This is a genomic window from Maricaulis sp., from assembly GCF_034670125.1.
Lineage (GTDB): Bacteria > Pseudomonadota > Alphaproteobacteria > Caulobacterales > Maricaulaceae > Maricaulis.
Genome location: NZ_JAXMOC010000006.1, coordinates 86,887 through 108,298 on the forward strand (window position 1 = coordinate 86,887; position 21,412 = coordinate 108,298).

Consider the following 21,412-nt stretch of genomic DNA (forward strand, 5'->3'; position numbering starts at 1 on the left):
GCGCCCCCTGTCCTGATCGCCAGAGTGCACGAGCCGGCAGTCCTGCGCCAGCATTGACCGGGCCTCCGGGTCATCTCGGCCAGCTTTCTACTCGCCCTGATGAAGAAATCATGCCCGAGAATGCCCGTCTCAACACCTGATTACAGGAATCCTGCCAAAAAGGGTTTGACCGCGCGAAATTTTTGCGCACTTCTTGTCATCGAGTTTTGCAGGTGCAGCAATCATGCTGGACCGGCCCGCCGCCGATGCGGCAGAGGATTTGTCGAAATGGCCCATGCCATGGACATTGCCAGCACCCTCCGGTCGACCCCTTCGGGGTCGGGCGTGACCGGTTGCGCCATCGAAAGCGGCCTCGGTACCACCACCATGATTACCTCGACGACCTCCTGGATCAGGGGGCGGACGGCGTGACGTAGCGGGACCAGACAAACCGCAACACACCGAACCCGCTCCCTCACCGGCAGCGGGTTTTTTCATGCCGATTTTTCACCGATCCAGCTTCACCCAACCCCATCAGACCTCAACCCGACCCATCCCACGACCCGACCCGAAGGACCCGACCCATGGCCTTGCCAGACCAACCCAAACCCGAACAAGCCGGCCACCGCCTCAAACTTTGCGTGCTGAAATTCGGCAGCTCCGTCCTGTTCAAGCCTGACGACTACGCCCGCGCCGCCCACGAGATCTATCGCCATGTCCGCGCCGGCGAGAAAGTGGTCGCGGTGGTCTCGGCGCTCGATGGCGAGACCGATGCGCTGTTCGGGGTCGGCAATGATGTCGGCCAGGGCTGCAGCGACGCGCTGCTGGCCCGCCTGGTGCGCTGCGGCGAGTTGAAATCGGCGGCCCTGATGGGGCTTGCCCTTGAACGCTCCGGCATCCCTGCCGCCGTCCTCGATCCCCACGAAATGGGTCTGCGGGCTGAAGGCGAGGCGCTGGATGCCAACCTCACCGGTCTCGACGCCAACCGCGTGCTCAAGCGCTTCGCCTCGGTCGATGTGATCGTGGCTCCGGGCTTCTTTGGCGAAGGCGCCGACGGTCCTGTCACCCTGGGTCGGGGCGGCACGGATCTGACGGCGGTCGAGTTCGCCCACTGGCTGGGCGCCGACCGGGTCCGCCTGATCAAGGATGTCGACGGGGTCTATACCGATGATCCGGCCAAGGTCGCCAATGCCAAACGGTTCGACCAGCTCGATTATGATGAAGCCGCCAGGGTCAGCCGGGGTCTGGTGCAGGACAAGGCCATCACCCGGGCCAGGGAACAGGATGTTGTGATCGAAGTCGCGGCGCTGGGCCGACCCTACGCGACGCGGATCGCCGCGGTCGAGAAACGCGCCGGCGACGGTCCGGACATGAAGCCGCTGCGGGTTGCCGTGCTGGGACATGGCGCCGTCGGCGCCGGTGTCTGCGCCCACCTGCTGGCCCATCCCGGCCGTTTCACGCTCAACCCGGTGCTGGTGCGCGACCCGGAGCAGCACAGCGCACAAGCCGCCACGCCTTTGCGTTTCACAGCCGATCCGGCCGAAGCCCTGGGCGGCGAGCCGGACATTGTCGTCGAGACCATCGGCGGAACCGGCCTGGCCCGCGCCCTGTCGCAAAGCGTTTTGCGCGACGGGGCCCACCTGGTGACTGCCAACAAGGCGGTCATCGCTCTCGACTTTGACCGCTTGCATGATCTTGCCGAGGAAAATGGTCGCTCGCTGCGCTACTCCGCGTCGATTGGCGGCGGCGTGCCCGTGCTCGAGCTCGTCGACCTCCTGGCCCGGAATGACACGCTGCTATCGGTCGAGGGCGTCCTGAACGGAACCTGCAATTTCGTGCTCGGTCAGCTGGGCCAGGGCGTGCCGCTCGCCGCCGCCGTCGCCGAAGCCCAGCGCCTGGGCTTTGCCGAGGCCGACCCCAGCGCCGACATTGACGGCCTGGACGCCGCCGACAAGCTGGCCATCCTGGTCCGCCACGCCTTCGGTATCGCGCTGCATCCCGACCAGATCGCCCGCGAAAGCCTGAACGACCTGTCGGCCGAGCGCATCGCCGCCGTCAACGAACAGGGGCTGGTCTTCAAACAGATCGCCTGTTGCAGCACGAACTCGGAGGGCCGCGTGGAGGCCCGGGTCGAGATCCGCGCCCTGGCGCCGGATCATCCGCTGGCCGGCCTGGTCAATGAGGGCAATGGCGCCCTCCTCAACCTGCCCGGCGGACAGGTCGGCGTATTCGGCAAGGGGGCGGGGCGCTGGCCCACCGCCGAGGCCGTCTTTGCCGACATCATGGACATCCAGCGCGAGACATTGCGGCCCTCCCAAGCCGCGTCGCGCCAGCCGGAGAATCCACTTAACCATGGTCGCCGGATGTCGAGGACGGTGGCATGAGCAAAAAACCCTCGCTGGCGCGCGCGAGTGCACCGGCCAGTATCGGCAATGTCGGGGTCGGCTTCGATGTGCTCGGCCTCGCCTTCGACGCCGTGCGCGACACCGTCACGGTCCATCGTGACGGTGCGCCGGGTGTCCGCCTGGGCCATGTCTCGGGACTGGTCGAGCGCCTGCCTGAAGCCGTCACCGAGAATTGCGCCCTCGCTGCCGCCGATGCCGTCCTTCAGGCCGCCGGTTCGCCTTGCGGTCTCGTCGTCGATATCCACAAGGGCGTGCCGCTGAGTGCCGGCATGGGTGGATCCGCCGCCTCCGCCGTCGCGGCTGCCGGTGCCGTCAATGCCCTGCTCGGCTCGCCCTTCAGCCTGAGCGAGCTCCTGCCACTGGCGATGGAGGGCGAAAAGGTCTCCGCCGACCCGCCGCCCTGGGACAATGTCATGGCCGCGCTGATGGGTGGGCTGGTGGTCGCCGGCCGCCTCGACCCGCCGCTGATCCGCCGTCTGCCGCTGCCCGCCGGGGTAGCCTGCGTCCTCTTCCATCCCGACCGCAAGGTCGAGACCCAGCGCGCCCGCGAACTGCTCGCCCCGACCATCGCCAAGGACATCGCGGTCGAGCATGCCCGCAACATGGCCAGCTTCGTCGCCGGTTGCGCCATCAATGATCTCGATCTGGTCCGCGCCGGGCTGAGCGACATCTTCATCGAACCGCAACGCCTGCCCCTCCTGCCCGAGCTGGCCGCGGTCCAGAGCGCCGCGCGCGAGGCGGGCGCGCTGGGATGCTCATTCTCCGGTTCCGGCCCCTCGGTCTTTGCCTGGGCCGCCGAGACCGAGCTCGCCGCCGTCGAGCGCGCCATGGCCGCCGCCTTTCGCGCCGCCAATTGCGACGCCAACGCCTATGACGCGCCGATCGACTCGGCCGGCCTGCGTGTGGAGTCGGTGGAATGATGTATCGCTCGACCCGCGGCCAGGCCCCCTTGGTCGACGCCGGAGCCGCGCTGCGCGCCGGAGTCGCGCCCGATGGCGGTCTCTACATGCCGCAGGAGCAGCCGCACTTCACGGCGGGCGATTTCAACGACACTCCCGACATGCCCGGCCTCGCCGCCCGACTGCTCGCCCCCTTCTTCGCGGACAGCGCGATCGAGCCTGCCCTCTCATCGATCTGCGCCGACGCCTTCGACTTCCCCTGCCCGCGTGTACCGCTCGCCACGACCGATAACGGACCGGACATACTGGAGCTTTTCCACGGCCCGACCGGCGCCTTCAAGGATTTCGGGGCCCGCTTCCTGTTTCGCGCCTTTGCCGCCCTGGGACAATCAACCGACCGCCCGGTCACCGTGATGGTCGCCACGTCCGGCGATACCGGCGGGGCCGTCGGCTGCGCGGCGGAAGGCGTCGCTGGCACCCGCGCCGTCATCCTCTTCCCGGCCGGACGGATCTCGCCCTTCCAGGAACACCAGCTGTGCTGTTGGGAACCACCGGTCGAGGCCGTGCGGGTCAGCGGTGATTTCGACGCTTGCCAGGCGCTGGTCAAGGCGGCGTTCGCCGACCCCGATCTCGCCCGCCGGCACAATCTCACCTCAGCCAATTCGATCAGCATTGGCCGCTTCCTGCCGCAAATGACCTATTGGGCCCGCGCCGCGCTGGACGTCACCGCCGAGACCGGCACGCCGCCCGGCCTGATCATCCCGACCGGCAATCTGGGCAATGCCTTCGCCGCCGTGCTGGCCCGCGCCTGCGGCGTCCCGATCGGCCCGATCGTGCTGGCCACCAATGCCAATGTGACCCTGTCGGACTGGCACGCCTCGGGCCAGTATGAAGGCCGCCCCTCCATCGCCACCCTCGCCAATGCCATGGATGTCGGCACCCCCAGCAATTTCGAACGCCTCGCCGACCTGTCGCCCGGCCAGATCGAGGCCGTGATCCGCGTCAACGACGACACCATCAAGGCCCGCCTGCGTGCCACATTCGACCAGTCCGGCTACATCGCATGCCCCCACACCGCAACGGCGCTGGAAGCCTTCCACACTCTCGACGCAGACCACCGCCAGGCCCGCCGCTGGATCATCGGCGCCACCGCCCACCCCGCCAAGTTTGCCGACACCGTCGAGCCGGTGATCGGCCAGCCCGTCGCCCTGCCACCAGCGCTGGAAGCGGTGCTGGGACGCGAAGCGCGGTGTCAGGACATGGATGCCGGATTGCCGGAGCTGGCTGGGATTTTGGCGGGGTGAGGTAACCTGACGCCGGCCTCGTCGGCAGAACCCCAAAAAGAAAACCCGCCAACTCGTTGAGTTAGCGGGCTTTATTGGGTGCGGGGGTAGGATTTGAACCTACGACCTTCAGGTTATGAGCCTGACGAGCTACCGGACTGCTCCACCCCGCATCAGGGTGTCCCGGACGGCGCGGCCTGGCGGCACTGCCTGTCGGGAGCGCGTGTGTAAGCTGCGATACGTGTACGGTCAACAGCATAGCTGCGCTTGGCCTGTTTTGAAAAGCATGGCTTAAACTGGCGGCCATGACCGAGACAAATCCCACCGCCAGCGAGACAGCCCAAACGGCTTTGAGCGACTGGCATGCCGGCCGCCATGACGCGGCCTTTGACACAGCCGAAGCGGCGACACGGACCGGTGACGAAGCGGCCATGGGCCTGCTGGTCCAGTTGAGCGGCCTGCCGGAGGCGAAGCCCGATTTCGCCGCCCGGACCCGGGCCGCGCTGGACACCGCACCGGCCGGCGTGATGCGCGACCGGCACCGGGCCTATTTCCGGGCGGCCGGAATCGGGGCTGACCGGGCCGACTGGAACGGTGCCCTCGCAGACCGGATGGCGCAAGCCGAAGCCGGCGACTGGGTTGCGCTGACCGAACTGGGCCTGCTGGCCGTGATGACCGGTGATGCCGCCACCGGCCGGGCCTGGCTGGAACAGGCCGGAAAAAGCGGCTCGGGCCTCGCGATCGCCGCCTTGATGCGCGAATCCCTGGAAGCTGGGGAACGCTTCGCCTGCCTCGACACGCTGGGCCAGGGCCTGGCCAATTCCGGTCATCCGATGGCCGGTGGATTAATGCATCGCTGCGCCCAGCTTCCGGCAGCAGCCACAGGCACAAGCGCGCCCCCGCCCGACGATCCGGACGCGGTTCTTGCCCGCATGGCCGCAAGCCTCGAGGCCCCGGTCGGGGAACCGGACCGGCTTCATGACAGCCCGCGCATTGATCGCTGGCCGGCCACACTGGCGCCCAGCGCCTGCGACTATCTGACGGTTGGTGCGGCGCCGCTTTTGAAACCGGCCCAGATCATCAACCCGCAAACCGGCCAGCTGGAAAACGACCCCTATCGCAGCTCATTGACCGCCCCGATGCCTGAACAGGCGATGGACCTGGTCTCCTGGGCCATCAAGTGCCGGATGGCCGCCCTGTCCGGCCAGCCGCCGCGCCACGGCGAAGCGCTGGCAGTCATCGTTTATCGCCCGGGCGAGGAGTACCGCGCCCATTTTGACTTCATCCTTGATTCCAAGGGACAGGCGGCGCGGGACATTGCCCGGCGTGGCCAGCGGATCGCGACCTCGCTTGTTCGCCTCAACGAAGAGTTTACCGGCGGCGACACGGTCTTTCCGCGCATCGATGTTCGCTGGACGGGCAAGCGCGGCGACGGGCTGAGTTTTGACAATGTTGACGCCGATGGCAGCTGTCACAAGGCCAGCCTGCACGCCGGCGAACCCGTCTCCAACGGCGTCAAGGTGATCGCCAGCCTGTGGCTGCGAGAGCGGATCTGACGCAGGCCGGCCGACGGCGACCCGGGTCGGCACAGAGCGCGTCCTGACCGGCGATGATGGGCCGGACAAAAAATGCCCCGACCTGAACACAGGCCGGGGCAGTCAGTGGATGATGATTTCAGTCGTGTCGGGTCAGCGATAGCCGCCGACACCGCCGTCCAGCATCAGGGTCATGGAGACCGTCTGGCGACGTTCGCGCTCGACTTCGTGACGCACGCGCTCGGTGTAACGCTCCTCGCGGCGCATGAAGACCATTTTCACGCCCGGACCGTGCATCCGCAGGAGCGAGCGTTCATTGCAATTGCGGCGCGGTATCTGGGTTTCGCAGCGCAGGTTTCCGCCAGCGGCATGACGCAGGGCTTCGCCCTTGCGGCACATGATGGTCGGCGCGTCGTCCCAGTCATAGACTCCGTCGCGAACCCAGCCGATCGTGGTCTGCATCGCGGTACCAGCCATGCAACGGAAGATTTCACCGTCGAACGTGGCCGCAACCCGGTCGTCCGCATCGACCCGGGACGCCGGGTGCGGGGTGCCGTTGTCGTCGACACAGACGGACCGGACGACGCGCCATTCCTCGACCCAGCGGGTGCGCTCTTCCTCATAGTATTCGTACTCGGTCTCCTCCTCGACACCGACCACATTCAGCCCGGTGATCGCGGTCGCGGCGGGCGCTGTCGTCATCGGCGAGTAGGAGCCCCCACCGATAAATGTCACTGCGCCAGCCCCCGCGCTGGCGCCCGCTCCGGCATTGGCGTTGGCCGAGGCATTGACGTTGACATTGGTGTTCACATTGACCCGCGTTGAGACATTGACGCCAACATTGATATTGCCGCCATGGATATTGATGTTCGGGACATTGACCGTATGACCACCGCCATGTGTGCAACAGGATGGAGGCGGGGGCGGTGCACAGCATCCGCCGCCACCGCCACCACCGCCGCCGCCGCCGCCGGCTGATGCCGGGGCAGCAAACAGGGCGAACGCAGCGGTCGCTGGGATCAAAAAGGCGTGCCGGGCTGAAACGCGCATGGTCGTGCTCCTTACGTATTGCCCCCGTCCATGCAAACGCAGGGCCAATTTGCCGCTGGCCTGAGGACTTCCGGTTTCGCGCCCCTGAAGAATGCCGCCAGACGGCTTTCCCGCCTCAGGGGTATGGCCCCGATCTTGAAGCGGGACAGGCATGAACGTCGGCCGGTGTGCCACGTCTCAACCTGACCGACCGAGTGGAGACACCCATGCGCCATGCGCAATCACAAGCCCTGCATGCCTATTGGCAGACCCGACGCCAGGGCGGCGCCGCACCGCACCGTGCCGATATCGAACCGCAGGATATTGCGCGGCTTCTGGGCTATGTCTTCATCCTGTGGCGTGCCGATCCGCAACACCATATCTTCCGCCTGGCCGGCACCCATCTGTGCGACCTCTATCAGCGTGAATTCCGCGAACAGAATTTCCTGTCCCTCTGGCAGGGCCATGATCGCATTCATGTGCAGACGGTCCTTGAGGCGTCGATCACCGGCGCGGCTCCGGCTTCCATGATTGCCCGCGCCACGAGTCTCGACATGCACCAGCTGCCCGTCGAAATCTCATTTCTCCCCTTGCGCGGTCCATCGGGGGCGATCGACCGCACGCTGGGCCTTTTCCAGCCACTCGACTCGACCGAGGCCTTCAAGGGGCGCCCCGCGGTCCGCACGACCTTGCGAGAAATCCATCCGCCAGCCCTGCCCGACCGCATATTTCCAGGCCTTGCGATCGACATCGGGACGGGTGCGCAAAAGGTCGCAAACGACCAATGATGACAAAACCTTTTTAACGCCTTGCGACTAGGATGCTGGTTCGCAGGAGGTCATAGCAATGACTGACGAACCCGGCCGGCTCGACCGACGCAAGATCAAGATCGCCGCACGCGGCTCGCAGGAGCGTCGCCGCCACGCCCGCATGCCGTTGCAGCTGCACGGTCGCTTCTGGTCGGAAGCCAATGGCGAACATGCCTGCCGCCTGATCGACATATCGCCCGGTGGCGCCCGCGTCATTGCCCGCCTGCAAATCGCCGCCGACACCCGCATCGTGCTGATGATCACATCGATCGGGCGGGTGGAAGGCCAGGTCGTGCGTCAGGACGGCGACGAGATTTCCATCCGCTTCAACGCCCCGATGCGCAAACGCGACAAGCTCGCCGACGCCATCACCTGGCGCTTCAACAAGGACCGGCTCGGATTGGACGAAGACCGGACCGCCCCGCGTCGGCCAGGGCGTGGCCGGGCCCGCGTTATCCTGTCCGATGGCGTCGTCATCCAGGCCAATGTCGTGGATGTGTCGGTCACCGGCGCGGCCTTCGAATGCCTCGAACGTCCGCGGGTTGGTGAGGGGCTTCGTGTCGGGGAAATGTCAGGACGTGTGGCGCGCATTCTGGACAATGGCTTCGCGGTCGTGTTCGATCCGCCTGAAGCCTCGTCCACGGGCTATGAAGCAGCATAAATGAGTCGCTGATCGCCAATTTGTTCGCCTTTTCGGGGTTATCTCCATCTGCGGCCCGATTCTTGCCGTATCAGGGTGATAGGCGGTACGTAGTAAAGTGCAAAAGAGATCTGAAATGCCTCGCGATGACGGAATCGCAATGTCCTGGTTTGTGAAAGTTGAGGGCCGTGTCTACGGCCCCTATACCCCACAGCAGATGAAAGCCTTTGTTGGCGAAGGGCGCATTGCTGCGCACTCCCACGTGTGTCCGGAACGGGACGGCCTGTGGCAACACGCCTCGGACATTGACACCTTCCGGGAATGGTTAGGCGAATCAAAGGCTTCACCAGAAGCTGAAAAGCGCGTGACACCGGGTGCAAGGCCCGCGAACTTTGTCGTCATCGCCGAAATCGAGTCCGAGAACGGAACCGAATTCCACAAGGCGTTGAGCGCCTATGGCGATCTTGAGCCAATCACCGGCCATGTCTGGCTGCTCCGCGGCCCGACCACATCGGCCGTGCTGCGCAACGAGCTCAGTCACATTTTGGGACGCGAAGATAAGCTGCTGGTGATCGACGCGTCGCATGACCGCGCAGCCTGGTTCAATCTGGGTCGCGACGCCGACCAGAATATCCGCGAATTGTGGAGCCGCGCCCATTAGGGCTGGCGGGTTCGAACCCGTGCTTCAGTCGATCCGGCGCAAGCCTGCCTTGTGCGCCTGCCAGTTGGCGACGTAGTGGTCGGCCGACGCCTTGAGCAATTCGGCCATCTCCGGACCAAGCGTTTTCATGACCCGGCCGGGTGCCCCCACGACCAGTGAATTGTCTGGGATTTCCTTGCCTTCGGTGATCAGGGCATGAGCGCCGATTATACAATTCCTGCCGATTTTCGCCCCATTGAGGATGGTCGAGCCGATACCAATCAGGCAGCCATCACCGATCGTGCAGCCATGCAGCATGGCTTGATGCCCGATCGTCACCCCTTTGCCGACCGTCAGCGGGATGCCCTCATCGGTGTGCAGGACGGCCCCGTCCTGAACGTTGGAGTTCTCACCGATGGTGATCGGGTCATTATCGCCGCGAATGATGGCGCCGTACCAGACGCTGGCCCCCGGCTCGAGCACAACCCGCCCGATGACCTGGGCGCTCTCGGCAACCCAGTAGCGGCCGTCTTCCGGCAGGACCGGGCACGAATCGTCCAATGCATAGATCGCCATCTTGGTCTCCCAATATCTTTTGCGTGAATTATTCGCGACGCGGTCGTTCAGACCTTCTTCACCGGGTTACACTGACACTGTAACCGCGATTCGAGACCTGCCCATCCGGCCTTGCATCGTTTCGGCAACTCCAAAGGAGGCACCGGGTAGACGGTATGACCAGTCTGCGACCCAGCCCGCCAGGATCATCCGGTTCATCCGGACCCCATTCCTTCGAGTCCCTCGAATCGTTTTCGTTGCAGTGTGTCTTCGCCCCTCGCCTTCCGGCCGAGGGGTTTTTCATGTGTGGAGGTTCCAGCCATGGGTAAGCGTATCGTCAAACGTCGCCAGCGTGCCGAGTTCAACACGGCGCACTATCAATCCGAAGAAACCAAGGTCCGAGCCCTTTTTCCGGGGACCAATTGGTCCCCGGATGCCAGGGAGCCCATGCGTGACCAGCGTTTCATCAAGAATGTGAAACCGCGTTCGCAGGGCCAGGCCGTCCTCATGAAATCCATCGAGGACCACAATCTGGTTCTGGCGCTGGGACCGGCAGGCACCGGCAAGACCTTCCTCGCGGTCGCCAAGGCCGTCGAGGCCCTGGAGGCCGGATCGGTCAGCCGCATCGTCCTGTCCCGCCCCGCCGTCGAGGCTGGGGAGTCGATCGGTTTCCTGCCTGGGGCGATGGAGGAGAAACTCGCGCCTTACCTGCGGCCGCTCTACGACGCACTCGCAGACCGGCTCAGCCCGAAAAAGCTGAAGGCCATGATGGCCGAAGGCCTGATCGAGATCGCGCCGATCGGCTATATGCGCGGTCGCACCCTCAACAACGCCTTCGTGATCGTCGACGAAGCCCAGAACTGCACCTATGGCCAGCTCAAGATGTTGCTGACCCGGCTGGGCTGGAACTCGACCATGGTGGTCACCGGTGACCCGGCCCAATCCGACCTCCTGCCTGAAATGTCAGGCCTGGCCCAGATCGCCGACAAGATGGACGCGCTCGATGACATCGCGGTCTGCCGACTGGCGGCCGAGGACATTGTCCGCCACCCTCTGGTGGCAACCATGTTGACGGTTCTCTGACCCGCCGCAGCCGGCCGCAGGGACGCAATCCACGCGGTGAACAGGGCGCGGGGCTGGCTGGCCTCGCGCCCTTTGTCGGCGGGCCACCAACGGCCGCGATCCGGCAGGCCCGGCTTCAATGCAGCGTCACAGGCTTCCTGCGATAGCGCACCAGGATCCGCAAGGTCAGCGGGTGCCGGGCGTCGGGATCGAGTCCGAGTTTGATGATTTCAGCCCTGGCCCGCTCGCGCAGCCGCCGGGCCCGAAGGTACTGCACCGCAACAAAGGCACCGATCAGCAAATAGGCCAGATATTCGGCAACCCCGTACCAATCGGGCAGAAACAGCCAGACCCCCAGCGCCGCCATCGCCGCGAGAATGATGTCCAATGGCCAGTTCTCGGACGGATCAAAGAAAGCCAGCACCGGGAAAATGGAGCGATCGACATCGCCTTCCGGGTCGATAAGGGTCAGCAGTTGTTCGAACTCGGCCGACTGGGTTGCCCAGACCCGGTTCAGCTGGGTCATCTCGGTATAGGGCTCGGCCCCAAGCGGCAGGTCCTTGTTGAGCATCATGCAGGCGCGCATCAACCATTCACCGTCCTGAAGGCGCCCGGTACCGGCATATCCACTCATTGATCGGCTCCCGGGCCCGTCCGCAGATGTTCCAGCAACCAGCCTGCCGCCTGGGCCGGCGTTTCGCGGTTCAGGTCGACGCGGCGATTGGCCTCCCGCATGGCATCGCTGTCGATGGTTCCGACAAGGCCGGACAGGACATTGACGAGTTCCGGATTGGCCGCCGCGTCCGGCGACAACAGGATGACCGCATCATAGGGCGGCAGGACGCCCAGCGGGTCCTCCAGGACCAGCAGGTCGAAGGCGGCGATGCGCCCGTCGGTCGTATAGGCCGAGATCATGTCGACCTGCCCGTCCCGAACGGCGCCATACATGAAGGCCGCGTCCATGGCGCGGGTCTGCATGGCACCGAGACCGTATTGATCGCGGGTCTTGACCCATTCCGGTCGCGAAAAGACTTCGGCATCACCACCAACAGTCATGCCATCGGAATGTGCGGCCAGGTCGGCGAGACTGCTGACCCCCAGCGCTTCGGCCCGGTCACGCGCCATCGCGAAGCCGTAGGCATTCTCAAACCCCAGCCCGCCCAACGCCAGGATGCCGTGCTCGGCGTACAGCCAGCCGGTCATTTCCGCGAGCATGGCATGGCGATTGACCGGTTCAGGCCGGTTCATCACCGTCGCCCAAATGGTACCGGAATAGTCGACATAGACATCGATCTCGCCGGTACGCAGAGCATCAAAGGCGATGGTTGATCCCAGATTGTCGAGACGTTCGACGCGGGCCCCTGCCGACTCCAGCCGCGTCTGCATTACGGCACCAAGAATGTATTGTTCGGTGAAGGCCTTGGCGCCGACCACAATGGTTTCGTCAGCGAGGTCGTTGCGATCCCCCGTCTGCGCCATATCCGCCCCGGCGCGGCGAAACACGCCTGAGGGGACATGGCTCGGCGCTATCGTGATCACGATCAGTGCCGATAGCGCCACTCCGACCCCGATCGCCAGACCCCGCCGGCGATCACGGGCGGCGACTTCCAGCAGCCGGATGATCTGGTCGAGCGCAATCGCCAGCCCGGCTGCAAACAGGCAACCAAACAGGACGGACAGCCAGTTTCGGGTCTGCAGGCCGGCAAAGATGTAATTGCCGAGGCTGGACGCACCGACCGGTGTGGCCAGGGTCGCAGCACCGACCACCCACACGACGGCGGTACGCAAGCCCGCCACGATGACCGGCAATGCCAGCGGCAACTCGACCTGCCACAGGCGTTCACGCGCCGTCATGCCGATACCCCTGGCGGCTTCGCGCACAACCGGATCAAGTCCTTGAAGTCCGACAATCGTGTTTCGAAGGATCGGCAGGATCGAATACAGCATCAGCGCCAGAAAGGCCGGCGCATAGCCGATCATGCCGCCCAGAAGCGGCACCATGAGTGCCAGCAATGCCAGACCGGGTATGGTCTGGATCACACTGGCAAGATTGAGAACGACCGCCGCGAGACGCGGCCGGGCCGCCGCCAGGATCCCCAGCGGCAGGCTGATCGACAGGCCGACCAGGATGGCTGCCAGCGACAGCAACATGTGGCCGGCCAGAAGGTCCGGAAGCTCAGCCCAGCGTTCGGCGAGATTGTCGCTCACTGCGCCAGCTCCGCGATGGCCCGCATCTGGCGGCGCGGCGTTTCCAGCAGGTCGGACACATAGTCGTCCGCCGGGGCGATCATCAGGCTGTGCGGGGTGCCTTGCTGGATGATCCGACCGTCGCGCATCACCGCGACCACGTCGGCCATGATCAGGGCTTCAGCCATGTCATGGGTGACCATTACAGCAGCAAAACCGAGCTCTGCCTGCAAATCCCGGAAGTCCTGTTGCAGCCCGTCCCGGGTGATCGGATCAAGCGCGCTGAACGGTTCGTCCATCAGGACCAGTTCCGGACGTCCGGCCAGGGCTCGGGCAAATCCGACGCGCTGGCGCTGGCCACCGGACAGTTCGCCCGGCATCCGGTCTCCGAACTCGTGGGGGTCGAGGCGCACCATGTCCAGCATCTCACGGACACGCAACTCGACACGCGCCGCATCCTGCCCGGACATGGCCGGGATCAGGCCGACATTGCGGCGGACACTCATGTGGGGAAACAGGCCGTCGCCCTGCATGACCCAGCCGATACGGCGGCGCAGGGCGACCGCATCCTGGCCGGCGATATCCTCGCCCCCAAACATGATCGAACCGCCCGAGGGTTCCTCGAGGCGGTTGATCATTTTCAGCAGGCTTGTCTTGCCACACCCCGATGCCCCCGCAAGGACAAGGAGCTGACCTGTCTCAACCTCGAGCGAGACGCCTCGCACAGCCTCGACATGGCCGGCATAGGTCTTGGAGACCTTGCAGACCTCGAGGACGGGAGGCGTCGTTTCGCTCAAAGATCTTCCAGGTCGATATCCAGGATGGTGATTTCAAACGAGTATGAGGTTTCGCCCTCATCGATAATCTTGGCGACGACGCCAAGGCACTCGTCTCCAATATGGATTTCGGCGCACTCATCGGGACGGTTGCGGCACTGCACGACCATCTCCGGGTTGAGCTTGGCCTGCAGGAACATCTGGAGCTTGGCCGCTTCCAGCATGGTCATGTTCTTGTTCACGGGATCATTCTCCGGTCGGGGGATTCGAAGTCGGCGCCAACTAACCCCATGCAGGGGGGGCACGTCCAGTGAGTTGCTGTCGTCGTGACGCCCGCAAAAGCAGGCAGATCGGTTCAACCAGAGCCTTGCGGCAGGCTTTGGTCCATGCTCCTGGCCGGGTCCTTGCCGCAGCTTCCGACCACCTTGGCCGGAACGCCGGCGACCGTGCAGCCGGCCGGCACCGGCTCCAGTACAACGGAGCCTGCAGCGATCCTCGCTCCGTCGCCGACAGTGATATTGCCCAGCACGCGCGCTCCGGCGCCAATCAGGACGCCCTTGCCGACTTTGGGGTGACGGTCTTCGTGCGCGGCGCCGGTTCCGCCCAGGGTAACCTCATGCAGGATCGAACAATCATCTCCCACCACCGCGGTCTCACCGATCACAACGGAGGTCGCATGATCGAGCATCACACCACGACCGATCCTTGCAGCCGGATGAATATCCAGCCCGAACCGCTCACCGACGCGGCTTTGCAGGTGGAACGCCAGGGTCTGGCGCCCCTGCGACCACAGCCAGTGACCAACCCGGTGGGCCTGCAGGGCGTTGTAACCCTTGAAATAGAGGAAGGGCTGGAGAAGGCTCAGACAGGCCGGGTCGCGCTCATCGATCGCAATCATGTCGGCCGCCGCCTGCTGGACTATATCCGGGTCTCCGGCAATCGCTTCCTCGGCAACATCGCGGGCCAGCATCGCATCCAGCTGGGCATCGGCCAGCTTGGCGGCGATGCGATAGGCCAGTGCGTCGGAAAAATTGTTGTGGCGCAAGATGGCCGCATTCAGGAAGCTGGCCAGAATCGGCTCCTCGGCAGCTGCCGATGCGGCTTCCACGCGAAGTCGCGCCCAGATGGACTCTGTGCCGGTCCGGGCTTCCACAGGTTTTTCGACTTGGCTGAGCGACATCACACTCTCCTCGCGCCTTGATCCAGCATGGCGGCCGACAGATCGGAGTCCAGCTCACCCTCCCGGGCCATGTAGTATGCCTTGAACAGCATCGCTACCGTCAAGGCATCGGTGATCCGGCCCGATGTCACCTCTTCGAGAGCATCACGAAAGTGCAGCTCGCGCGTGCGCAGGTCTTCGGTCCCGTCGGGTTCCGCGTCGCCCGGGGTCAGGCCGGTTGCCAGATAGCCGATCGCCGTTTCGTCGGTAACCGAGTTGGACAGGTCCATGCGCAGTATTTCGCGCCAGTTTGTCGCGGTATACCCGGTCTCTTCGCGCAGTTCCCTCGCCGCACCTTCGAGCGGATCGGCATCCAGCGCACCGCCGCCCTCGGGGATCTCCCAGCTGTATCGGTTCTGGGGAAAGCGATGCTGGCCGACAAGCACAATATGCCCGTCCGCCCGCACTGGCAGGATCGCAAGGGCATGATTGGCAAACCCGACCACACCATAGATGCCAGCCTTGCCGTCCGGGCGTGTCACCGCATACTCGGTCAGGCATACCCAGTCATTGCGGTAAACCTCTCGATCGTCCAGCACGGTCCAGGGGCCACGCGTCCGGCTCATCATGCACCTTCGTCACTATGGAACACCCCGTCAGAGCTAGGCGTGTTCGGGCGTGCCGGGCAAGGTCAGCGCCGCCCGGCGCGACCGCTCACGCTGGAGCGCATCGGCCAGGCGCCGCTTTTTCTCCGACAGGCGCATCAGGAATGTGAAGGCGGCCGGTGCAAACACCAGCGCCAGCAGCGCCGACCCGGCAACACCGCCGACCATGGCCGCGGCAAAGGGCAGCCAGAAGCTGTCGCCAGACAGGATGAGCGGAATAAATCCCCCGATCGTTGTCAGCGTGGTCGAAATGATGTGCCGTGTGGCGTCAATCACCGTCGCCTGGACAGCACCGTCCTCCAGCGCCACGGCGGCCGGATTGGCCCGCAGCGCCGACAGGACGACGATGGCACCATTGATCGACAGGCCCATCAGGCCCATCGACCCGACAATGGCATTGAAACCGAGTGGCGTCCCGAACGCCCAGACCCCGAACATGGCCAGCCCGACCGACAGGAAGGCGACGATGAAAATGACGCCGGCAAAGCGGAAGGAGTTGAAGGCCAGCACGACCGAACCGATCATCAGGACCAACAGCGGCAAAGCTGTCCCCAGCAGGCCCGCCATCGCGTTGCCACGCTCTGCGGCCTCGCCGGCGATCTGCAAATCATAGCCTGGTGGCAGGATGATTCCAGCTTCATCAAGCGCCGAAAAGAAGTGTTCCAGCGCCGGAGCCGGCAGCGTGTAGGGATCGAGAAAACCGTAGATCGAGTTGACCCGGCGGCCATTCTCGTGAGGAATTCCCGCGACCTGCGGGGCCAGCACAACCTCCCCCAGTGCGGCCAGCGGTGCCGACAGGATATCCTGTCCCGGTGTCGCAAGAGGAGAGGCGGAAACGGCTGAAAGGCTGGAACGCCGCGAGTCACGGGCAATGACCCGAACCGGCAATTCCTGGACACCTTCCAGCACGCTTCCGCCTACAACGCCGTCCAATTCGCCCCGCAACCGGTTGGCGAGGTCATCGAGACGAATTCCGGCAAGTTCAGCTGCGGCCTCATCGGCCATGATACGGGCGACCGGCTCACCCATCTCCAGCAGTGCGAGCGTATGGGTGACGGTCGGGGTTTGCGCCAAGACGGCCCGGATCTCGTTACCCAGGCGGTTCAACTCGGTCAGTTCCGGCCCGACCAGGACCAGTTCGATCGGCGCCGGGATCGGCGGGCCCTGCTCGAACGGCAGGGTCAACAGGCGGGCGTCAGGAAACGCCGTCATCACCCGGCGCTGCAGGTCCGGCAGGATACGCGCCGTTGCCTGCGGCGATGCCATGTGGACAAACCCGCTGGCGTAACTGGAGACGCCCGACTTGTTGCCGACCGCGTTGTAATAGGTCCGCGGCGCGCTTTCACCGATCACCCAGGAGACCCGCTCGACATCCGGATAGGATTCGATCAAGGCCGTGGCACGCTCGGTCTGGCGCCGGGTTTCCTCAATCGAGGTCGAGGACGGCAGCTCGAGGGAGAGCTGGAACATGTCGCGGTCGGTCGGCGGGAAGAACTGCATGGGCAGGGTCGAGGCCGCCAGGAAACCGGCAATCGGCAGGAGAAATCCGCCGACCAGACCGGTCCATGGGCGCCGGGTCACAGCGTCCAGAACCGCCCGATAAGGTCCGGCGAGCGGGCCGGCGCCCAGCCCCTGCCGCCAGAAACGTCGCGGGCCGTCGGCAATGGCCGGGTCATCAAACCAGGCCGCAAAGGCGCCGACCACCGTCATGGCAAGAATGAAGGATGAGACCACGGCGAAGATCACCGAAATCCCGATCATCGAAATGAATTCTCCTGCCGCTCCGGGCATCAGCGCAATGGGCGCGAACGCGAAAACAGTGGTCAGGGTCGAGGCCAGCAGTGGGGCGAACAAGTGCCGCAAGGCCCTGTCCAGCGCGTCCAGCGGGCCGGCACCGCGGCCCCGCATCAGACGGTATTCATCGACCACAACGATGGCATTGTCGATCAACAGGCCCAACGCAACCACAAGGCCGGTTACCGACATCTGGTGCAGCGGCTCGTCATAGAGGCTGGTCAGCAGCATCACGGCCAGCACCGTCAACGGCAGGGCCGACCCGACAATCAGGGCAGCGCGCCACCCCATCATCAAGAACAGGACGGCGAAAACGATCAGCGCCGAATAGCCCAGATCACGAGCCAGACCGCTCAACCGGCTGTCGACATAGTCAGCTTGGCGGAAAATGGTCTCGACCCGTACGCCCGGGACCGAGCCGGCAAACTCGGCGACAACCGCATCGGCGGCCTGCGACCAGTGATCAACCCGCAATTCCGGCTGCAGATAAGCGGCCACGAAGACAGCGCGGCGCCCATTGGTTGTGGCCAGCGCATCGACCGGTGTTCGGGCGCCCTTCTCCACCTCCGCGACATCACCGACGCGGATGAAGCCTCCGTCGGGACCTTCGCCCAGAGCGATCGACCGGATCCGGTCAAGGCCATCGAACTCGCCGGCAATCTCGACATTGAGATCGACGCCACCCGCGCGCAGCTCTCCGGCCGGTGACTTGGCATCTGCGCTGGCCGTCAGGCGGGCCAGATCCGCCATGCCGAGGCCCAGCGCAGCCAGGGTGTCGGGGTCGGCAAGAATGCGGATTTCTTCCTCGACCTCGCCGAAAACCGCGGTCTCCTCGGTCCCGTCCATATTGCGCAAACGGGATTCCAGATCGGCGGCGAGGCGCGACAGGATGGCCGGGTTTTCGGCGCCGGCCTCGCCCCAGCTGAGCGAGACGATCATAGTCGCCGCGCCCAGATACTGACGACGTACGTCCGGTGCAATCACGCCCTGCGGCAGGGTGGGCCGGACGCTTTCAACCTGCTCGCGGATCTGGGTCCAGGCCTGGTCCACCTCGGTGGCATTGAGGTCTTCCCGGATTTGCAGATGGATGACCGACACGCCCGATTGCGACGTCGAACTGGTATCGTTTATCTCGGCGAGCTCGTGGATCGCATTCTCGATCGGCTCGGTCACCAGGGCTTCAACCCGCTCCGCCGATGCGCCGGGAAAAGCCGTCACGACCAGGCCGAAGCGTTCGGTCAGCGACGGGTCTTCCTGCCGGCCCAGCGTCAGCAGCGCGCCCAGTCCTGCTGCAACCAGCAGAATGACCGCCAGCGCCGTCAGGCGTGAGTATCTGAAAAACAGCGTGCTCATCGCGCAACCGCCTCGAGCGTCGCCGGAATGACAATCTGGCCCGGTGTGATCCGCTGCAGGCCGGACGCGAGCAGGAGTTCGCCAGGCGCCACAGCGCCACGGACATAGATGCGCTCTGCTTCCACCCGGACGGTTTCAACCACGCGTGGCTCCAGCCGATAGGAATTGCTGTCCAAGGGCACAAGAACATAGACCGACCACAAGCCGCGTCGGCCCTCCGCGAGGGCCGCCGTGGGGACCCAGAAGCCATCGGTCCCGATCGGAGTCTGTACAGACAGGCGAGCGATCTGCCCGGCCGCGACAGCCTGCCCCGGCTCAAGGTCGAACACGGCGGTGACGGTGCGGGTCTGCCGGTCCACAACGCTGGACGAAGCCCGGAAATAGGCGTTCAGCGGCGCCCGGTGGCCGTCCACCGCGAACCGGGCCGTGTCGCCGGGTCGGAAGCCGGCAGCGACAGCCGGCGGCAGGCCCACATTGATTTCCAGCTGGTCCAGTTCGACCAGTTCGAGCAATGGCTGGCCTGGCGAGGCGATCGCGCCTTCGTCGGCCCGGCGGGCTGTCACGACACCGTCAAACGGCGCGATCATCACCGACAGGTCGAGTTGGACCCGCAGGGAGTCAGCAGCCGCGGCGGCGGCGTTCTGGCGTGCCAGGGCCGCCCGGGTCGACGTGCGGACCTCGTCGAATCTTTGTTGGGAAATATGCCCGCGCTCAAGCAACTGCGCCTGCCGACTTTCGGTTTCACTGGCAAGCGCCGTCTGGGCGGCGGCCTCGGCGGTCTGCGCCTCGGCGGCCGCAATCTGCGCCTCGACCGCGCGGACATCGAGCCGGGCCAGGACATCACCGGCCAGCACCCTGTCCCCGACGTCTACATGGATCCGGTCAATGCGACCGGCCCGCTCGAAGCCGAGCGCGCTCTGGCGCCGCGCCGCAACCAGGCCCGGAAAGAACTCGGCAATGCTCGCGTCGGGATCATGCGTCGCGGTGAGCACTGACACACTGATCGGGGTCGGGGCCGCGGCCACAATGTTCGCCTCGGCTCGCAAGGCGGTAACGCCAAACACCAGAATGGCAACCAGCAAAGCCGCTAGCGCGACGGCAGATCCGGCCCCAAGGCGCCGCTTGTAGAGAGACATGTGAGCATCCTCGTCCTGTCACAGACGGGATATAGGTCACTAAATGTCGTTTGCAAAGTGAACGGCGTTCACATTTCTGCGAATACCAGTTATCCGGATTTGGAGAGGCCGCGCATGATCATGTCCATGTGCAGGTCTATGACCGCGTCGGTGGTTACATGTTCGGACCCCGGCATGCCGTTGGGAAAATCGTCGAGGCAGACAATCAGCATGGTCAGGCCGTGCAGGCTCGCCCAGACACTCTTGGACGCCACTCGCGGATCAACCTGCCGGAAAGCGCCCTCAAGCTGTCCGGCCTGGATCATGTCGACCAGCTTTTCCTCGGCCTCGAACGCCACTTCCTTTTCATCATGGATGTGCGGTTTCGTCGTCACCGACGGGGAGAACGCCATCATGTAGTGATTGGGCTCTTCCATGCCTGTCTCGACATAGGCGCGCATGCAGCGGGCACACAGCGACGCGGTTTCGCCGCCCTCTTCCATCGCCCCGTGGATCCGCGACAGGAGGCGTTCGAAGAACATTTCACGGATCGCCGTGAACAAGTCATCCTTTGACGCAAAATACTTGTAGATGGCGGCCGGTGAGTAATCGATGGCCTCGGCCAGACGACGCATCGAGATGCCTTCTTCCCCTTCCGAGGTGAAGATCGTCTCGGCGGCATCGATAATGGCCTCGCGCACCTTGCGGCGGCGCCGGTCTGCCGGCGTATCGTCTTCAATGGCGATTTCAGCGTTCATACTTGATACGTTTCCCCAACGAACTCAATTTGAGTGCAGTCCCCGTCAACAGGTATACCGACCCCGGACCATCCAGGTCAAAGATAGTCTCGCAGCCAGCAGGTCAGGCATCATAATGAATGATACCCCATTTCCGTCATTTCCCGCACCCGGCGAGCGCCTGTCGCCGTGCCACGAGAGCCCGGATACCATCGACCTCCTGACCCGGCGACGGTCCGCAACCGCGGTGACCATGACCGGACCCGGCCCCTCACCGGAGCAGATCGATCATCTTCTTGGTATAGCCGCGCGCGTGCCGGACCATGGCAAGCTGGCTCCCTGGCGGTTCATCCTCTTCGAGGGCGCTGCCCGGGAACAGTTCGGCCAGGTACTCGAACACGCCTTCGCCGACTCGACACCCGACGCGACCGCCGCACAGCGGAGTTTCGAGGCCGCCCGCCTGACCCGCGCGCCTTTGGTGATTGCGGTGGTTTCCTGCGTCACGGAACGTCACAAAGTGCCAGAGTGGGAGCAGGTCCTGTCAGCCGGCGCCGTTTGCCAGAACATCCTGATCGCGGCTTCGGCGATGGGCTTTGGCGCCCAATGGCTGACCGAATGGTACGCGTTCGATCAACATATTAAGAACGCGCTCTGCCTGAAGTCGGGCGAACGCATCGCCGGCTTTCTCTATATCGGCAATGTCACCGACGAGCCGGTGGAGCGGGCGCGCCCCGTCGCCCGTATCGACCGATGGATGAAAACCGAAAGCTGACAGGTCCGCTCACAGCGC

General features: G+C 64.7%; 20 protein-coding genes and 1 tRNA gene. 9 read left to right on the top strand and 12 right to left on the bottom strand.

The features are described from left to right. Positions 1-563: 563 nt before the first annotated feature. Genes VOI18_RS12085 through thrC form a run of 3 tightly spaced genes read left to right on the top strand, consistent with a single transcriptional unit; the run spans position 564 to position 4,587 of the window. Positions 564-2,363 carry a homoserine dehydrogenase gene (locus VOI18_RS12085; RefSeq protein WP_323762672.1) on the top strand — a complete coding sequence of 600 codons (1,800 nt, stop codon included), beginning with the start codon at positions 564-566 and terminating at the stop codon, positions 2,361-2,363. Beyond that, a complete protein-coding gene (locus VOI18_RS12090) occupies positions 2,360-3,304 on the top strand; it encodes a homoserine kinase (RefSeq protein WP_323762673.1) in 945 nt (314 codons plus the stop codon). Before VOI18_RS12085 ends, VOI18_RS12090 begins: the two co-directional genes overlap by 4 nt. Continuing rightward, a complete protein-coding gene (thrC, locus tag VOI18_RS12095; RefSeq protein WP_323762674.1) occupies positions 3,301-4,587 on the top strand; it encodes a threonine synthase in 1,287 nt (428 codons plus the stop codon). Before VOI18_RS12090 ends, thrC begins: the two co-directional genes overlap by 4 nt. Before the next feature lie 75 nt (positions 4,588-4,662). On the opposite strand, the gene VOI18_RS12100 is transcribed toward thrC, so the two are convergent. Next, a tRNA-Met gene (locus VOI18_RS12100) sits at positions 4,663-4,739 on the bottom strand. Between the two features lie 132 nt (positions 4,740-4,871). Between VOI18_RS12100 and VOI18_RS12105 the strand changes: the two genes are divergently transcribed. Next, entirely contained in the window at positions 4,872-6,122 is a 1,251-nt protein-coding gene (locus VOI18_RS12105; RefSeq protein WP_323762675.1) for a 2OG-Fe(II) oxygenase, read from the top strand. Positions 6,123-6,254: 132 nt separating this feature from the next. On the opposite strand, the gene VOI18_RS12110 is transcribed toward VOI18_RS12105, so the two are convergent. Next, positions 6,255-7,151: a hypothetical protein gene (locus VOI18_RS12110; RefSeq protein ID WP_323762676.1), complete on the bottom strand. Its 897-nt coding sequence runs from the start codon at positions 7,149-7,151 to the stop codon at positions 6,255-6,257. Positions 7,152-7,357: 206 nt separating this feature from the next. On the opposite strand from VOI18_RS12110, the gene VOI18_RS12115 reads away from it, so the two are divergent. The 3 genes from VOI18_RS12115 to VOI18_RS12125 all read left to right on the top strand — a co-directional run bounded on the left by VOI18_RS12115 (position 7,358) and on the right by VOI18_RS12125 (position 9,240). Beyond that, a complete protein-coding gene (locus VOI18_RS12115) occupies positions 7,358-7,918 on the top strand; it encodes a PAS domain-containing protein (protein ID WP_323762677.1) in 561 nt (186 codons plus the stop codon). Positions 7,919-7,976: 58 nt separating this feature from the next. Continuing rightward, on the top strand, positions 7,977-8,600 hold the full coding sequence (locus tag VOI18_RS12120; RefSeq protein ID WP_323762678.1) for a PilZ domain-containing protein: 624 nt from the start codon (positions 7,977-7,979) through the stop codon (positions 8,598-8,600). 115 nt (positions 8,601-8,715) lie between these two features. Continuing rightward, positions 8,716-9,240 (top strand): DUF4339 domain-containing protein, encoded by a 525-nt coding sequence (locus tag VOI18_RS12125; protein ID WP_323762679.1) that lies wholly within the window; start codon positions 8,716-8,718, stop codon positions 9,238-9,240. A 24-nt stretch (positions 9,241-9,264) separates the two neighbouring features. On the opposite strand, the gene VOI18_RS12130 is transcribed toward VOI18_RS12125, so the two are convergent. Next, positions 9,265-9,795, bottom strand: coding sequence for a gamma carbonic anhydrase family protein (locus VOI18_RS12130; RefSeq protein WP_323762680.1), 531 nt, complete (start codon positions 9,793-9,795; stop codon positions 9,265-9,267). Between the two features lie 300 nt (positions 9,796-10,095). Here VOI18_RS12130 and VOI18_RS12135 point away from each other — a divergent pair, with 300 nt between their 5' ends. Further along, positions 10,096-10,857 carry a PhoH family protein gene (locus tag VOI18_RS12135; RefSeq protein ID WP_323762681.1) on the top strand — a complete coding sequence of 254 codons (762 nt, stop codon included), beginning with the start codon at positions 10,096-10,098 and terminating at the stop codon, positions 10,855-10,857. Between the two features lie 115 nt (positions 10,858-10,972). Here VOI18_RS12135 and VOI18_RS12140 read toward each other — a convergent pair whose 3' ends face one another. From VOI18_RS12140 to VOI18_RS12180, 9 genes are all read right to left on the bottom strand, one after another. Then, positions 10,973-11,470, bottom strand: a complete 498-nt coding sequence (locus VOI18_RS12140; RefSeq protein ID WP_323762682.1) for a hypothetical protein — start codon at positions 11,468-11,470, stop codon at positions 10,973-10,975. Then, a complete protein-coding gene (locus VOI18_RS12145; RefSeq protein WP_323762683.1) occupies positions 11,467-13,044 on the bottom strand; it encodes a glycine betaine ABC transporter substrate-binding protein in 1,578 nt (525 codons plus the stop codon). The genes VOI18_RS12140 and VOI18_RS12145 overlap by 4 nt, the downstream gene beginning before the upstream one ends. Beyond that, positions 13,041-13,820, bottom strand: coding sequence for an ATP-binding cassette domain-containing protein (locus VOI18_RS12150; protein ID WP_323762684.1), 780 nt, complete (start codon positions 13,818-13,820; stop codon positions 13,041-13,043). The genes VOI18_RS12145 and VOI18_RS12150 overlap by 4 nt, the downstream gene beginning before the upstream one ends. Beyond that, positions 13,817-14,041 carry a DUF3126 family protein gene (locus tag VOI18_RS12155; protein WP_011643008.1) on the bottom strand — a complete coding sequence of 75 codons (225 nt, stop codon included), beginning with the start codon at positions 14,039-14,041 and terminating at the stop codon, positions 13,817-13,819. The genes VOI18_RS12150 and VOI18_RS12155 overlap by 4 nt, the downstream gene beginning before the upstream one ends. A 113-nt stretch (positions 14,042-14,154) precedes the next feature. Continuing rightward, positions 14,155-14,979 carry a serine O-acetyltransferase gene (cysE, locus tag VOI18_RS12160; RefSeq protein ID WP_323762685.1) on the bottom strand — a complete coding sequence of 275 codons (825 nt, stop codon included), beginning with the start codon at positions 14,977-14,979 and terminating at the stop codon, positions 14,155-14,157. Further along, positions 14,979-15,584 (bottom strand): NUDIX hydrolase, encoded by a 606-nt coding sequence (locus VOI18_RS12165; protein ID WP_323762686.1) that lies wholly within the window; start codon positions 15,582-15,584, stop codon positions 14,979-14,981. The genes cysE and VOI18_RS12165 overlap by 1 nt, the downstream gene beginning before the upstream one ends. Positions 15,585-15,620: 36 nt before the next feature. Beyond that, entirely contained in the window at positions 15,621-18,770 is a 3,150-nt protein-coding gene (locus VOI18_RS12170) for an efflux RND transporter permease subunit (RefSeq protein WP_323762687.1), read from the bottom strand. Next, positions 18,767-19,906 (bottom strand): efflux RND transporter periplasmic adaptor subunit, encoded by a 1,140-nt coding sequence (locus VOI18_RS12175; RefSeq protein ID WP_323762688.1) that lies wholly within the window; start codon positions 19,904-19,906, stop codon positions 18,767-18,769. Before VOI18_RS12175 ends, VOI18_RS12170 begins: the two co-directional genes overlap by 4 nt. Before the next feature lie 89 nt (positions 19,907-19,995). Continuing rightward, positions 19,996-20,643: a TetR/AcrR family transcriptional regulator gene (locus tag VOI18_RS12180; protein WP_323762689.1), complete on the bottom strand. Its 648-nt coding sequence runs from the start codon at positions 20,641-20,643 to the stop codon at positions 19,996-19,998. A gap of 115 nt (positions 20,644-20,758) precedes the next feature. On the opposite strand from VOI18_RS12180, the gene VOI18_RS12185 reads away from it, so the two are divergent. Further along, positions 20,759-21,394, top strand: coding sequence for a nitroreductase (locus VOI18_RS12185; protein WP_323762690.1), 636 nt, complete (start codon positions 20,759-20,761; stop codon positions 21,392-21,394). Positions 21,395-21,412: the final 18 nt, after the last annotated feature.